The sequence below is a fragment of the Dactylosporangium maewongense genome (assembly GCF_039531485.1).
GTDB classification, from domain to species: Bacteria; Actinomycetota; Actinomycetes; order Mycobacteriales; family Micromonosporaceae; genus Dactylosporangium; species Dactylosporangium maewongense.
Genome location: NZ_BAAAQD010000012.1, coordinates 269814 through 283786, shown reverse-complemented (window position 1 = coordinate 283786; position 13973 = coordinate 269814). Strand labels below are relative to the sequence as shown.

General features: G+C 74.7%; 15 protein-coding genes and 1 riboswitch. Of the genes, 10 read left to right on the top strand and 5 right to left on the bottom strand.

What is annotated here, in order from left to right:
• Positions 1 to 36: 36 nt before the first annotated feature.
• Positions 37 to 2274, bottom strand: coding sequence for a 5-methyltetrahydropteroyltriglutamate--homocysteine S-methyltransferase (metE, locus tag ABD332_RS29555; protein WP_344505560.1), 2238 nt, complete (start codon positions 2272 to 2274; stop codon positions 37 to 39).
• Between the two features lie 130 nt (positions 2275 to 2404).
• Positions 2405 to 2626: riboswitch (cobalamin riboswitch) on the bottom strand.
• A 36-nt stretch (positions 2627 to 2662) separates the two neighbouring features.
• Positions 2663 to 3556: a DUF4437 domain-containing protein gene (locus tag ABD332_RS29550; protein ID WP_344505558.1), complete on the bottom strand. Its 894-nt coding sequence runs from the start codon at positions 3554 to 3556 to the stop codon at positions 2663 to 2665.
• A gap of 83 nt (positions 3557 to 3639) precedes the next feature.
• On the opposite strand from ABD332_RS29550, the gene ABD332_RS29545 reads away from it, so the two are divergent.
• The 3 genes from ABD332_RS29545 to ABD332_RS29535 all read left to right on the top strand — a co-directional run bounded on the left by ABD332_RS29545 (position 3640) and on the right by ABD332_RS29535 (position 5251).
• The gene (locus ABD332_RS29545; protein WP_344505556.1) at positions 3640 to 4197 is read left to right on the top strand and encodes a TetR/AcrR family transcriptional regulator; all 558 of its coding nucleotides are present in this window, start codon (positions 3640 to 3642) and stop codon (positions 4195 to 4197) included.
• A complete protein-coding gene (locus ABD332_RS29540; RefSeq protein WP_344505554.1) occupies positions 4194 to 4937 on the top strand; it encodes a maleate cis-trans isomerase family protein in 744 nt (247 codons plus the stop codon). The genes ABD332_RS29545 and ABD332_RS29540 overlap by 4 nt, the downstream gene beginning before the upstream one ends.
• A gap of 152 nt (positions 4938 to 5089) precedes the next feature.
• Entirely contained in the window at positions 5090 to 5251 is a 162-nt protein-coding gene (locus ABD332_RS29535) for a hypothetical protein (RefSeq protein ID WP_344505552.1), read from the top strand.
• 105 nt (positions 5252 to 5356) lie between these two features.
• On the opposite strand, the gene ABD332_RS29530 is transcribed toward ABD332_RS29535, so the two are convergent.
• Positions 5357 to 6154, bottom strand: coding sequence for a methyltransferase domain-containing protein (locus ABD332_RS29530; RefSeq protein WP_344505550.1), 798 nt, complete (start codon positions 6152 to 6154; stop codon positions 5357 to 5359).
• Between the two features lie 82 nt (positions 6155 to 6236).
• On the opposite strand from ABD332_RS29530, the gene ABD332_RS29525 reads away from it, so the two are divergent.
• On the top strand, positions 6237 to 6974 hold the full coding sequence (locus tag ABD332_RS29525) for an ATP-binding protein (protein ID WP_344505548.1): 738 nt from the start codon (positions 6237 to 6239) through the stop codon (positions 6972 to 6974).
• A 4-nt stretch (positions 6975 to 6978) separates the two neighbouring features.
• Here ABD332_RS29525 and ABD332_RS29520 read toward each other — a convergent pair whose 3' ends face one another.
• On the bottom strand, positions 6979 to 8109 hold the full coding sequence (locus tag ABD332_RS29520) for a SigB/SigF/SigG family RNA polymerase sigma factor (protein WP_344505547.1): 1131 nt from the start codon (positions 8107 to 8109) through the stop codon (positions 6979 to 6981).
• A 384-nt stretch (positions 8110 to 8493) separates the two neighbouring features.
• Complete coding sequence (locus tag ABD332_RS29515; RefSeq protein ID WP_344505546.1) at positions 8494 to 9630, bottom strand: NAD(P)/FAD-dependent oxidoreductase; 1137 nt, start codon at positions 9628 to 9630, stop codon at positions 8494 to 8496.
• A 47-nt stretch (positions 9631 to 9677) separates the two neighbouring features.
• On the opposite strand from ABD332_RS29515, the gene ABD332_RS29510 reads away from it, so the two are divergent.
• From ABD332_RS29510 to ABD332_RS29485, 6 genes are all read left to right on the top strand, one after another.
• The gene (locus ABD332_RS29510; protein ID WP_344505545.1) at positions 9678 to 9890 is read left to right on the top strand and encodes a hypothetical protein; all 213 of its coding nucleotides are present in this window, start codon (positions 9678 to 9680) and stop codon (positions 9888 to 9890) included.
• 2 nt (positions 9891 to 9892) lie between these two features.
• Positions 9893 to 10423 carry a nitroreductase family protein gene (locus ABD332_RS29505; RefSeq protein ID WP_344505543.1) on the top strand — a complete coding sequence of 177 codons (531 nt, stop codon included), beginning with the start codon at positions 9893 to 9895 and terminating at the stop codon, positions 10421 to 10423.
• A gap of 97 nt (positions 10424 to 10520) precedes the next feature.
• Positions 10521 to 11066 (top strand): DUF488 domain-containing protein, encoded by a 546-nt coding sequence (locus ABD332_RS29500; RefSeq protein ID WP_344505542.1) that lies wholly within the window; start codon positions 10521 to 10523, stop codon positions 11064 to 11066.
• A gap of 79 nt (positions 11067 to 11145) precedes the next feature.
• The gene (locus ABD332_RS29495) at positions 11146 to 11673 is read left to right on the top strand and encodes a SigE family RNA polymerase sigma factor (protein WP_344505541.1); all 528 of its coding nucleotides are present in this window, start codon (positions 11146 to 11148) and stop codon (positions 11671 to 11673) included.
• The gene (locus ABD332_RS29490; RefSeq protein ID WP_344505540.1) at positions 11670 to 12869 is read left to right on the top strand and encodes a hypothetical protein; all 1200 of its coding nucleotides are present in this window, start codon (positions 11670 to 11672) and stop codon (positions 12867 to 12869) included. The genes ABD332_RS29495 and ABD332_RS29490 overlap by 4 nt, the downstream gene beginning before the upstream one ends.
• Positions 12866 to 13966, top strand: coding sequence for a hypothetical protein (locus ABD332_RS29485; protein ID WP_344505539.1), 1101 nt, complete (start codon positions 12866 to 12868; stop codon positions 13964 to 13966). Before ABD332_RS29490 ends, ABD332_RS29485 begins: the two co-directional genes overlap by 4 nt.
• Positions 13967 to 13973: the final 7 nt, after the last annotated feature.

The following is a 13973-nucleotide window of genomic DNA, read 5'->3' as shown; positions in this document are numbered from 1 at the left end:
GACGTGAGGCGCCGGCACGTGCCACGGCTCCAGAGATCAGCCGGCGCGGACCTCGGCGGCGGCCGCGACGAGATGCCGCAGGGACGCCTCGACCTCGGCGTAGCCGCGGGTCTTCAGGCCGCAGTCGGGGTTGACCCACAGCCGCCGGGCCGGGACGGCCGCGACCGCGTGGCGCAGCGCCTCGGCCATCTCCTCGCGCGACGGCACCCGCGGCGAGTGGATGTCCCACACCCCGGGCCCGACGCCGCGCCGGTACCCGGCGGCGGCGAGGTCGCCGAGGACCTCCATCTTCGACCGGGACGCCTCGATGCTGGTGACGTCGGCGTCGAGGGCGTCGATCGCGGTGATGACGTCGCCGAACTCGGAGTAGCACAGGTGGGTGTGGATCTGCGTGTCGTCGGCGACGCCGCTGGTCGCGAGCCGGAACGCGCCGACCGCCCAGTCCAGGTACGCCCCCTGCGCCGCCCGGCGCAGCGGCAGCGTCTCGCGCAGCGCCGGCTCGTCCACCTGGATCACCCGGATCCCGGCGGCCTCGAGGTCCCGGCACTCGTCGCGCAGCGCGAGCGCGACCTGGTCGGCGGTGGCGGCGAGCGGCTGGTCGGTGCGGACGAACGACCATGCGAGGACGGTGACCGGGCCGGTGAGCATCCCCTTGACGGGCCGGGTGGTCAGCGACTGGGCGAACGTGGCCCACCCGACCGTCATCGGCGCCCTGCGGGCCACGTCGCCGTGCAGGATCGGCGGGCGGACGCAGCGGGAGCCGTACGACTGCACCCAGCCGTGCTCGGTGGCGGCGAACCCGGACAGCTGCTCGGCGAAGTACTGCACCATGTCGTTGCGCTCCGGCTCGCCGTGCACGAGCACGTCCAGGCCGAGGTCCTCCTGCAGCCGGACGACCCGCCGGACCTCGGCCCGCATCAGCGCGGTGTAGCCCTCGTCGTCGAGGGTGCCGGCGGCCAGCGCGGCGCGGGCCCCGCGCAGCTCGGCGGTCTGCGGAAACGAGCCGATCGTGGTCGTCGGCAGGTCGGGCAGCCCGAGCAGTTCCTGCTGGCGGGCGGCGCGGGCGGTGGAGTCGCCGCGCCGCCGGTCGGCGGCGGTGAGGGCGGCGAGCCGGGCGCGCACCTCGTCGTGCCGCCACGCCGCCGGGGGCGGGGGCAGCGGCGCGGGCAGGTGGGCCGTGCCGTCGCGCAGCGCGCGGCCGAGGAGCACGACCTCGTCGACCTTCTGCCGCGCGAACGCGAGCCGCTCGTGCAGGCCCGGGTCGAGGCGGGTCTCGACGGACAGGTCCACCGGCACGTGCAGCAGCGAGCAGGACGTGGACACCGCCACGTGGTCGGCCAGGCCGGCGACGACCGCCCCGGCGGCGACCGCGGCGCGCAGGTCGGTGCGCCAGACGTTGTGGCCGTCGACGAGCCCCGCGACGATCGTCCTGCCGCCCAGGGGTCCGGCGGCCGCGAGCCGGTCGAGGTTGCCGGGGCCGGCGACGAGATCGAGGCCGATCGCCTCGACCGGCGTGTCCAGCAGGGCCGGCAGGGCGTCGCCGATCTCGCCGAAGTACGTGGCGACGAAGAGCTTCGGCCGTGCCCTGAGCGCGCCGAGCCGGGCGTAGGCGCGGCGCAGCGCGTCGATCTCGTCCGGGCCGCGGTCCGTGGCGTAGGCCGGCTCGTCCAGCTGTACCCACGAGACACCCGCATCCGCGAGGGCGGCGAGGATCTCGGCGTAGACGCCGACCAGGTCGTCGAGCCGGGCGAACGGGTCGTCGCCCTTGGCCAGCAGCAGGAACGTGGCCGGTCCGACCAGCACCGGCCGGGTCTCGAGGCCCAGGGCGCGGGCCTCGGCGTGCTCCCGCAGCGCCTTGGCCGGGTCGGCGGCGAAGACGGTGTCGGGTCCGATCTCGGGCACCAGGTAGTGGTAGTTGGTGCCGAACCACTTCGTCAGTTCGAGCGCCGGCTCGGCGTCCACGCCGCGGGCCATGGCGAAGTACGTGTCGAGCTTCGACAGCCCGAGCGCGGTGAACCGCGTGGGTGTCGCCCCGACCGCGACGGCGGTGTCGAGGACGTGGTCGTAGTAGGAGAACGTGTTCGACGGGATCGCCGCGAGGCGGGCGTTGCGCAGCGTCTGCCACACGTCGGCGCGCAGCGTCGCCGCCGTGCGCTCCAGGGTGTCCTCGTCGATGGTGCCGGCCCAGTAGGCCTCGACGGCCCGCTTCAGCTCGCGGTTCCCGCCGATGCGCGGGTAGCCGAGCACGGTGCTCAGCCCGAATGTGGTGCTCATGTGTCCCCTCGGTGCACAGTCACGACGGCCGGACTGGCACGGGGGACGCCACCGGCCGCGCGGCGGCGCGCCGCGTGGGCCGGTCGATGGCGTCGGCCGTCCCGCGCGGCCTCCGACCACCGCACGCCGGGCGGCGCGCGGTGCGCTGGCAGGTCTTCGGACTCGCGGGCGTGACCCTGGATGTCGTCCAGGGTCGCCTACTGGCCGTCGCTTCCCAGGCCTCGCGGCCCAGTGCTCAATGACGGCGGTCGTTCCCACTCACCGCTGCGGGGCAGTCCCGGATTCGCACCGGATTCCCTGTTGCCACGACCGGTCCCGGGGGACCGGCCGAACCAGCTGCACTCATCACCATACATACGCCCCGCCGCGGGAGCGGGTGTCGGCTGCGTCACTGGTGCGTGGGGTCGCTCCAGCGGCCGATGCTGCGGGAGCGGACCGGCTCGATGAACCGCGGCGCGGCGCTGTGCGGGAAGCCCTCGCCCCAGTTGGTGGCGTCGCCGTGCATCTGGACGCGGGCGTTGTCGGTGTACCAGTCGACGAGGTCCGCGTCGGAGCGCACGATCCACGTGCAGCCGGCCTCGGCGTCGGCGGTGAAGTCGCCGTGGCGGATCAGCGGCGGGCGCCAGAAGTACGTGCCGGGCCACATCTTGCCGAAGTTGTAGTCGAAGCCGCCGTCGAGGCAGTACGCCTCCTCGGAGCACGGGTGGTGTGCGAGCGGCACCTCCCGCCAGCCGGGCTTGGCCTTGATGAGCCGGGTGTAGAAGCCGGTCTTCTCGTCGCGGTGCAGCAGCTTGATGAACAGGCCCGGCACCGGCGTGCCGCCGAGGTCGAAGCGCATCGGGGAGCCGTCCTTGACGTCGATCCACGGCATCCGGGCGCTGTCGAGCACGACGAGCTTCTGGTCGGGCCGCACGGTTTCACGGTCCTTGGTTTCAGGGTGGAAGTGCCAGTCGCCGTACTCGCGGAACAGCAGGATCTCCGTGCCGGCCGTCGCCGTGACCGGCGGGGTCCACACGCCGGCGGGCGCGGTCCAGTAGCCCTCCGGCCCGAGGACGGTGTCGCCGATGACGACCTCGCCGGACAGCACGAACCATTCGGTGTCCGCGTCGTGTACGCCGGCCGGCCGCGACCAGTCGCCGGTGAAGCGGACCTTCAGCGAGGCCGACCCGTCCTCCTCGTCGTAGCTGAGGTTGCGCTGCTGGGCGGTGCCGGTGGCGTGCTGGAACTCGGCGAGGTGCCAGATCAGGTCACGCTCGTCGACGATCTCCACGTGCGGGCGCATGGGTGCCTCCAGGCTCGGCAGCAGTTTCCGGTGCGGAATGTATCGCTTAATAGTTTCGCGTACAAGGTGTACCGTCAACGCTCGTGACCCGACCTGGCCGACCCGCCGGCCCCACCTCCGACACCGAGACCGTCGTGCTGACCGCGGCCCTGGAGCTGCTGCTGGCCGAGGGTGCGGCGGCGCTGACCGCGCAGCGGCTGCATCAGGTCACCGGCGTGTCGCGGTCGACCATCTACCGGCACTGGCCCACGCCCGGCGCGGTGCTCGCCGCGCTGATCGACGTCGCGCCGCTGCCGATCGGCGCGCCGACCGGCGAGCCGGCGCAGGACCTGCACGCCGCCGTCGACCAGCTGTGCGACCGGCTCCGCGACCGGCCCGTCGGCGCGTTCCTGCAGGCCCTCGTCGTTGCCGCCGCCTCCGACCCGGCGGCGGTGCCGCTGCGCCAGCGGTACGTCACCGACCTCCTGGCGCCGTTCCACACCGTGCTGCGCGCCGCGGGCGCCCCGGCGAAGGACCGCGAGGACGCCGTCGCCGCGATCGTCTCGCCGCTCCTGCTCGACGCGCTGCTGCTGGACCGCCCCGCCGCCCGCGCGCGGGCACACCGCATGGTCTCCGTCGTCTGTCAGGAGCTGACCGCATGACCAACGCCGTCGGGCCGCGCGCCGTCTTCGGCGTCATCGTCCCCAGCACCAACACCGTCGTCGAGCACGACTACTGGAGCGCCCGGGTGCCGGGGGTGACGTTCCGCGCCGGCTCCATGCACATCCCGAACCCCGCGATGGGCGACGACGCCGGCTTCGAGGCGCTGCTGGTCCAGATCCGCGCTTCCATCGACACCGCCGTGCGCGACGTCCTCACCGCCGAGCCCGACCGCATGGTCATGGGTATGTCCGCCGAGACGTTCTGGGGTGGCGTGGAGGGCAACGCCGCGTTCGAGGACCGCCTGCGCGCCCGCACCGGCCTCCCGGTCACCACCGGCGCCAGCTCGTGCCGCGCCGCCCTGCGGGAGCTCGGCTGCCACCGGATCGCGGTGTTCTCGCCGTACCAGCCGATCGCCGACCGCGAAGTGGGCCGGTTCTTCACCGAGGCGGGGTTCGACGTCGCCGCCATCACGGGCCTGCGCTGCCCGACCGCGACGGACATCGCCCGCGTCCCCTCCGCACGCCTCCGCGCCGTCGTCGCCGAGCTCGACGCCCCGGATGTCGACGCGATCGTGCAGGTCGGCACCAACCTGTCGTTCGTCGCCCTCGCCGACACCCTGGAGGAGGAGCTCGGCAAGCCGGTCATCGCCATCAACGCCGCCACCCTCTGGCACGCCCTGCGCTCCCACGGCCTCCCCGACCAGCTCCCCGGCGCGGGCCGCCTGCTCCGCTCCCACTGACCGGCAGGACTTCACGTCCACCGCCGCAGCGGGGCGCTGCCGACGGAATGCATGCGTCGTGCACTCGCACCTGGTCACCCTGGACGGCAGGATCCCGGCCGAACAATCAGGGAGCGGTCAACATCGACGCGACGCAGAAATTTATCATCGTCATGTTCTTCGTCTGGGCGCTGTGGGCGGCGTACGCCTGCTTCAGGGCGCTCCAGCGGGTGTATGCCGGGCACCACACGTCGGTCGACATCGGCAGGGCCGCCATGCTGTTCGTCGTCTTGAGCGTCATGGTCTACGGCCTCGTCATCTGCTTCACCGCCTGACGAGCGACCGTCCACGTCCGTCGCTGACCTCCTCGGGCAGCGTCCAACCAGACCTGGCGGTTCCAGCCGTGACCGTGCCTGTCCTGTGCTTGTCTCGGGGCCGCGTCACGACGGGACGCGGCCCCAGGCGGAGATCATGGGGGAGGTGGCGAGGTCGAGGAGGCCGGCCTCGATGTTGGCGAGGTGCTGGTCGATCTCCGCGTCGGTGGCGAGGCCGGCCCTGGTCAGGGACGCGCGGACCTGGCGGGTGGTGGCGTGCTCCAGAGCGGCGCAGGCGGGCCCGGCGACGGGGAAGTACGCGTCGGCGGCGACGTCGACGAGGCCCGCCTCGCGCAGCAGGCGCGGCAGGGTGCGCCCGTAGGCGAGGTCGACGCCGCGGGCGGCCATGAGCGTGCGGAAGTCGTGCTTGAGCTTGTTCGCGAGGCGCTGCGGCGGGGCGTGCTCGTCGGGGCAGACGAGGGGCTGCAACGACGGGTCCGCCTCCTCGAGCAGGAGCCAGCCGCCGGGCCGTACCGACGCCATCATCGCGGCGAGAGCGCGGGCGCGCTGCGGGACGTGGACGAGGACCAGGCGGGCGTGCACGAGGTCGAAGCGGTCGTCCGGCGGCGGGTCGACGCCCACGTCGTGGCGGCGGACCTCGTAGCCGGCGCCGCTGCCGGACCCGGTCCAGGAGGTGTCGATGTCGGTGGCCAGGACGTGCCCGGCCGGGCCCACGCGCGAGGCGAGCCAGGCCGGCACGCTCGTGCCGCCGGCGCCGACCTCCCAGCACCGCCAGCCGGCCCGGATGCCCAGGGCGTCGATGTGGCGGAACGTGGACGGGTCGAACAGCGCCTCCAGGGCGGTGAAGCGGGCGCCCGCCTCCGGCTGCTGGTTGTCGAGCAGGTACCCACCGCCGTCCGTCACGCCCGCATCATCGCACCATCCGCCGATGTTGATGGCGCCGCGTCCTTCGCCGCAGCCGCCCGTGCGGTCGTACAGTGGGTCGGTGCCGACCGCCGCTCTCGTCTGCCGCGTCGAGCTCTCGCCACCGCTGGCACATGTGACGGTGAAGGGCCGCATCGACCCGCACACCACACCGGAGCTGCGGCGCAGCGTGCTGGGCACGCTCGCCGCCGAGCCGGACGCCGTCCTCATCGACCTGGCCGGCGTCACCGGCACCGAGCCGATCGCGCTGACCGCGTTCGTGCCGCTCGCCCGGGCGGCGGCCGCGTGGCCGGGCGCCGACCTCGTGCACCACTCCGCGTCGCCGGCGCTCGCCCGGGAGCTCGAGGACCTCGCGATCGGCCGGCACGTGCCGCTCGCCGCGGACCGGGCGGCGGCGGAGGCCCTCGCCGCGGGCCGGAGCCGGCCGGTGCAGGTGCGGTGGGAGATCCCCGAGGGGCCGGATGCCCTCTCCGGCGCCCGGGACGTGGTGCGGATGCTGTGCGCGCGGGAGGGGCTGAGCGCGCTGGCCGAGCACGCCGAGCTGGTCGTCATGGAGCTCGTGGTCAACGCGCTGGAGCACGGTGTGGGTCCGCGCACGGCACTGGCGTCGGTGCACCGGCGCCGGCTGCACCTGGCGGTGCGCGACCACTCCCCGGCGATGCCCCGCCTCGGCGGCGCGGCCGGGACCGAGGCCGGTAGCGGCGGTCGCGGGCTGGTGATCGTCGAGGCGTTCACGACCGCGTGGGGCGCCACCCCGACCCCCGACGGCAAGATCGTGTGGTGCACGCTCGGCGGGTAGCGGACTATTCGGTCAGGCGGCGGTGCAGGGTCGACAGGGACCGGCGCAGCAGGCGCGACACGTGCATCTGCGACAGGCCGACCAGCGCGGCGATCTGCCCCTGCGGCAGGTTGCCGTAGAAGCGCAGGCTCAGGATCCGCTGCTCGCGCTCCGGCAGCTGCGCCACCAGCACCCGCAGCGACTCCCGGTGCTCGACCAGGTCATACGCCGGGTCCTCGGCGCCGACGATGTCCATCAGCGTCGTGTCGTCCTCGATGCCGGCGGAGGGCAGGTCCAGCGACAGCGGCTGGTGGCCGTTGCACGCGCAGATCATCTCGACGATCTCCTCCTCGTCGGCGCCGAGGTGCGCGGCGAGGTCGGCGACGGTCGGCCAGTGCCCGCACAACTGGGTCAGCTGGTCGCTGACCCTGTTGACCGACAGCCGCAGCTCCTGGAGCCGCCGGGGCATCCGGATGCCGTTCGAGCGGTCCCGGAAGTACCGCTTGATCTCGCCGAGGACCGTCGGCGTCGCGTATGCGCCGAACTCCACCCCGTGCGCGGGGTTGAAGCCGTCGACGGCCTTGACCAGGCCCAGCGCCGCGACCTGCGTCAGGTCGGCGGTCGGGCTGCCACCGCCGCTGTAGCGCCGCGCGAGACGGTGGGCGGCGGGCAGGCACAGCTCGATGACGTCGTCGCGGGCCCTGCGCCGGACGGGGTCGGTGGCGTCCAGCTCGTGCAGCCGCATCAGCAGCTCGGTCGCGTTCGCCGGCCACTCGCCATGACCGACGCGCATGCCGCCGAGGTCGACGGGTTCCCGTTGCCGCCGGTGTACCGGCCAGGCCAGCTCGTCGTAGACGCCCAGCTGCTTGGCGACGCCGGTGACCTCGAGGGTGGCCAGGACGGTGCCGCCGGCCTCCGCGAGCCGCAGGTCGCCGCCGAGCTGCTCGGCGCGGCTCTGCAGGTACAGGAACAGCTTGATCGAGGCGGCATCCAGCAGGCGGAGCCCGGACACACCCACGACGATCTGGCGCCGGTGGTCGTCCAGCAGCTCGAACACGACGTGCCGCAGGTACGGCACCGACGCGTAGTCGAGGATGCCCGTCAGCTCGACGAGGTCCTCGTCGTCCCTGGACGACAGGGCGATGGTCAGCTCCACGACGTCGCCGGCGGGATTCGCCTCCGTGGTGTGCTCATCTGCCGGGCTCCTCCCTGTGTCGTCGCGCAGCTGTGGTACCCCCAGGAGCTGCGCACGAACCGTGGCTTTCCGTGCGCTTCCGACAGATCCGACTTCGCCGTGCGGCGTACCGTGCTGCTCCTGGCATTGTGCGACCGAGTCGCGACGTCCGGTAGGCCACGTCACGCGGGTCCCGCCGTCGGGGTCGACCGCGATGGACACGCCCGTCTCCGACGGTAGCGGATCGCCGACCATCAGTTCAGCGAACGGCCGGGCCCGACCGTCATCGACGCCGGTCACGGCACCGGCAAGGCCGAGACGTGCCGCAGGACGGCACCCGCCGGCCGGCCGGCACCAGAGGCGGCCTCAGCCCAGGATGCGCGCGGCGCCGAAGCCGGCGGCGAGGGCCGACCCGGCGGCGAAGCGGTCGGGTGAGAACTGCTCGAGCCGCTGGTCGGCGTCGCCGGTGAGCAGCCTGGCCACGTGCTCGCCCCACACGGGTGCGAGCTTGAAGCCGTGCCCGCTGGTGCCGGCGTCGACGTGGACGCGATCGGTGACCCGGCCGGTGACCGGCTGCCAGTCGGGGCTGACGTCGTACAGGGACGCCCAGCTGCGGTCCGCCGCCGCCCGGGCCCGCACCGGCGCCCGCCGCGCCGCGCGGGCGGCGAGCCACGCGAACTCGGCGCCGGTCACGTCGGGGGAGTAGTCGTCGGGGTCGGTGGTGGCGGTCGGGGCGAGCGCGCCGAGCAGGAAGCGGTGCGCGCCGGCCGGCCGGGAGTAGTACCCGTGCTGGACGTCGATCAGCACGTACGGCACCGCGTGCGGGGCGGCCTCCGGCGGGTGCGCCAGCCCGGCGACGACGTGGCGCTCGGCGGTCAGCGGCAGCGTGACGCCGACCTGCGCCAGCAGCGGCCCGGTCCACGGCCCGGCCGCGACGAGCAGTCGGCCGACCTCGTGCCGGCTCCGATCGGCGAGCACCACCCGGACGGACCGGGGGCCTTCGTCGACGACCCGCACGGCGGCGTGCTCCAGCAGCGTCGCGCCGTGTCGCACGGCCGCGGCGGCGTACCCGAGTGCGGTGCGGTACGGGTCGGCGTACCCCGCGCGCTCCTCCCACACGCCGATCGCGGTCCCGTCGAGGTTCAGGTAGCTGAAGCGCGCCGCGAGGTCGTCGGTCAGGATCTCGTGGTCGCCGCCGGTGCGGAGGACGTCCGCGAGGTCGTCGGGGCCGTGCAGGTACAGCCCGCCGGTGCGCACATAGCCGCTCTCGCCGCCGACCTGGTCGGCGAAGTCGGCGAGCACGGCCGTGCTGTCGCGGGCGACCTCGGCCAGGAACCGGTTGGTGTAGTAGGACCGCACCACCCCGCTGGCCCGGCCGGTCGGGCCGGCGGCCCGCGTGCCGCGCTCGAACACGACCGTCGACACGCCCCGCCGGGCCAGGTGATACGCGGCGCTGAGGCCGTGCACCCCCGCACCGACGATCCCCACCTCATGGAACCCCACGGAAGTAATCCTATCGTTTGGATAGGAGATTCGCTACGCTGACCCGTATGGCACTCGCAGGACAGCTCACGGGGCACGCGGTAGTCACCCACCTCGCGAACCGGGTGATCCGGCTCGGCCACCGTCTGATCGGTTTCGGCGTGGCTTCAGCGGAAAGTCTCCCGGCGGAGCCCTGCCCGCCCGCCGTGCCTGACGCGGCGGTGTGGGCCGAGATGGCGTCGGAGCTGCGGCTGCGCGCCCTGACCAGCATGGAGCTGTGACGATGGAGACGTGGGATGCGGTGCGGTCGCGGCGCAACGTCCGCAAGTACAGGCCGGACCCGGTGCGGGCGGAAGACCTGCGGCGCATCGTCGAGGCGGGCTGGCGGGCGCCGTCCGCGTCCAACCGGCAGCACTGGGACTTCGTCGTCGTCACCGACCGCGAACAGCTGACCAGGCTCGCGACCGTCTGGCCCGGCGCGCAGCACGTCGCCGACGCGGCGGCCGCGATCGCCCTGGTGCTGCCGGAAGCCCCGGACGAGCGGACCCGCCTCACCGACCGGTACGACCTCGGCCAGGCGACCTACGCCATCCTCGTCGCCGCCGCGGACCTGGGCATCGGCACCGGTCACGCGGGGGTCGGCGACCAGGAGAAGGCCCGCGAGATCCTCGGCGTGCCCGACACCCACACCGTCGCCTATCTGATCGGCGTCGGCTACCCGGCCGACCGGCCGCTCCAGCTGATCCGCAACCCCGCCCGCCGCCCGTTCGACGAGGTCGTCCACTACGGCACCTTCGCCGCCGCCTCCTCCTGAAGCCCGCCCGTCCTGAGGCCGCCCGTTCTGAGGCCGCCCGTTCTGAAGCCGTGCCTGCCGGAGCTGCGCTGTCCGGAGCCGGGGTAGCGTTGCTCCGGTGGACGGCGGGGCGGCGCGGGTCTGGACGGTCGGGCACGGCGCGCGGCCGGTCGAGGCGCTGCTCGACATCCTCGTCGCCGCCGGCGTGCGCACGCTCGTCGACGTGCGCAGGTTCCCGGGGTCCCGGCGGCACCCGCAGTACGGGCGGGAGGCCCTCGCCGAGGCGGTGACCGGCGCCGGGCTGCGGTACACCTGGCAGGGCGAGACCCTCGGCGGGCGGCGGCACTCCACCCCGGGCTCCCGGCACACCGCCCTGCGCGTCGCCGCGTACGCCGACCACATGGACACGCCGGCGTTCCGCACGGCCGTCGACGACCTCGTCGGCCGGGCCGCGACCGAGCTGCCGGCCGTGCTGTGCGCCGAGACGCTGTGGTGGCACTGCCACCGCATGCTCGTCGCGGACGCGCTCGTCATGCGGGGCGCGACGGTCGTGCACCTCGTCGACGCCGGCACCCGGCAGGCGCACCGCCTGACGGAAGGGGTCCGCCGGGGCGCGGACGGCTGGCCCGTCTACGACGATCAGCAGACGCTGCCCGGTCTATGATCCGCATCGTCTAAACCTCAGCCAGGCCCGCTTGCGTCTACCGGGGTGGAACAGTGGCCACCGGAGGGGGACGACGCGGGTGCGGGTCGACGAGGAGCACGAGTACGTCGAGTACGTACGGGCGCAGTTGCCTCGCCTGCACCGGGTCGCGTGGCTGGTCCTGGGCGACCGGGACCGCGCCGAGGACGCGGTGCAGAACGCGCTGACGACGCTGTACCGGCGCTGGACGCGGCGCGGCGAGGTGGACAACCTCGACGCGTACGTGCACTCGATGGTGGTCCGGGCGTGCCTGAGCGATCAGCGCCGGCCGTGGACGCGGGTGTTCCTGCGGGACACGCCGCCCGACCACGCCGTCGAGGCGGCGATCGGGCAGGTCGACGAGCGGCTGCTGGTCCACGACGCGCTGCGCCGGCTGCCGGAGCGGCAACGGATCGTGGTGGTGCTGCGGTTCCTGTGCGACCTGCCCGTCGCCGACGTCGCCCGGGTGCTGGGCCGCTCGGAGGGCACGGTCAAGGCGCAGACGTCGACGGCGCTGCGGGCGCTGCGCGAGCTGTTCGCGGCGACGCCGGCGACCGGCGCCGACCTGTCGATGAGGAGGCCCGCGTGACCCCCGAAGAGGTGCTGCGGTCCCACGCGGAGCGGGAGGCCCCGCCGGTGCGCCTGCTCGCCGACGACGTGCTCGCCGGCGCTCGCCGCAGCGTGCGGCGCGGGCGGATCAGGGCGGCGGCCGCGGCCGGGGTCGTCGTCGCCCTGGTCGTCGCCGGGGTGGTGTTCGGGTCGTCGCTGCGCCGCCCCGACGGCGGGCCGCCCGCGGTGACCCCGACGCAGCCGGTCGCCCCGACCCGGTCGGCGGTGCCGCTCACCTGCACGGCCGCCGCGGTGCCCGCCCCGCCGGGACTCCCCGCCGGGCAGTGGGCGGTGTACACGGTCGACCCGACCGGGCGGTACATGGTCGGCGGCTACGCGTCCGCATCCTCGGTGACCGGCCTGCTCGTCTGGAAGGACGGCGTGCCGGACCGGCCGGCGGCGGCGATCGGGTTCGCGCCGAACGCGGTCAACCGCGACGGCACCGTCGCCGGTGCCACCCGCACGGCGGGCGGCGAACGCCGGGCGGCCCTGTTCCACGACGGCGCGGTCGTGCCGCTGCCGCTGCCGCCGGGCGCGACCGGCAGCGAGGCGCTCGCCGTCAACGCCCGCGGCGACGCCGCCGGATACGCGGTGGTCGGCGGCGGCCGGGTCGGGCTGGTCTGGCCGGCCGGCGGCGGGTTCGTCGAGCCGCCCGCCGGTGCGGGCCGCAGGGCGCAGGTCGCCGGGATCACCGACGACGGCGTGGCGGCCGGCGCGACGGTCGCGGACGACGCGACGGTCGCGGACGACGCGACGGTCGCCTACCGGTGGGACGGCGACGGCACGCCGCTGCCGAAGGGCGCCGCCGGGGCCGTCACGGCGGTCGGCGGCGAGTGGGCCGTCGGGACGGCGCCGCTGACCCGCCCGCACGACCCGGACGAGCTCGGCCCCTGGCACGCCCGGTGGAACCTGCGCACCGGCGCCGTCGAGCCGCTCGGGCTCTTCACCCCGCTCGCCGTGAGCGCCGCCGGGACCGTGCTCGGCGTACCCGCGGAGCGCGCGTCCGGCCTGGCCCTGTGGCGGGACGGCGCGGTCACGGTGCTGCTCCCGCTGAACCCGGACCGTCCGTGGCGCTGGCGCGCCGGCATCACCGGCGACGGCACCACGGTCGTGGCCAGCATGGTCGAGGGCGATCGCCATGACCTGTACGACAACACCCGCTGGACCTGCCGATGACGACCCACCAGAAGGAGACGACGAGGATGCGATTCGCCGGTGCGGTGCTGGTGGTGGCGCTCGCCACCGTCTCGGGCTGCTCGACGCCGGCCGCCGCGCCGGCCGCGGCGCCTCCGAGCGCGAGCGCCTGCGCCTCGTCGCCGCTGCCTCTGCCGCCGGACGCCAACGGGCTCGACATCCGCGGCGTGGACCCGGCCGGCCGGCTCGTGGTGGCGGTCCCCAACCACAACGGGGCGGAGCTGGGGGCGATGCTGTGGACCGACGGCGGGCCGCCGCAGCCCCTGCCCGCCATCAAGGACATCTCGGTCGCGGGCGTCAACGCCTCCGGCGTGGTCGCCGGCACGCGTCACGTGCCGGGAGTCGCGGGGGAGCGGGCCGTCCTCATCCGTGACGGCAAGGTGGTCCCGTTGCCGGTGCCGGACTCGGCGACCTCCACGTCGGCGGCCGGCATCAACACCCGCGGCGATGTCGCGGGGACGGTGACGCTCAAGGCCGGCGGGGAGCGGGCGGTGCTGTGGCGGGCCGGCGCGGCGACCCCGCTCCTGCTGGCCGCCGGCACCGGTGACACCAGCGCCGCCGGCACCCGCGACACCAGCGCCGTCGGCATCAACGACGACGGCGTCGTGGTCGGCAACGCGGGCCAGAACCGGCACGGGTACCGCTGGACGCCGGACGGCACCGCGACGGCCCTCGCAGTGCCGGACGGCTACCTGCGGGTCGCCGCGGTCGCGGTCGGGGGTGACTGGGCGCTCGGAGTGTCCGCGGCCGAACCCGTCGAGCGGGACGGGAAGCTGGTCGACGACCCGGCCCACCCGAGCCGCGGCGTGCGGTGGAACCTCCGCTCCGGCGCCGTCGAGATCCTCGACAAGATGGTGGGCCCGATGGCGATCGGCGCGTCGGGCGTGGCCGCCGGCGCGATCGACGGCACCGGCCGCCCGGCCGTCTGGCACGACGGCGCCGCCTTCGTGCTGCCGATGCCGATGCCGGACCCCGCGCCGAGCGTGATCGACTGGGTCGGCCCGGACGGCCGCACGATGATCGGCACCGTGCGTCACGACGACCTCGGCGCCCAGCTGGCCGTGTGGCGCGGCTGCTGAACGCCCC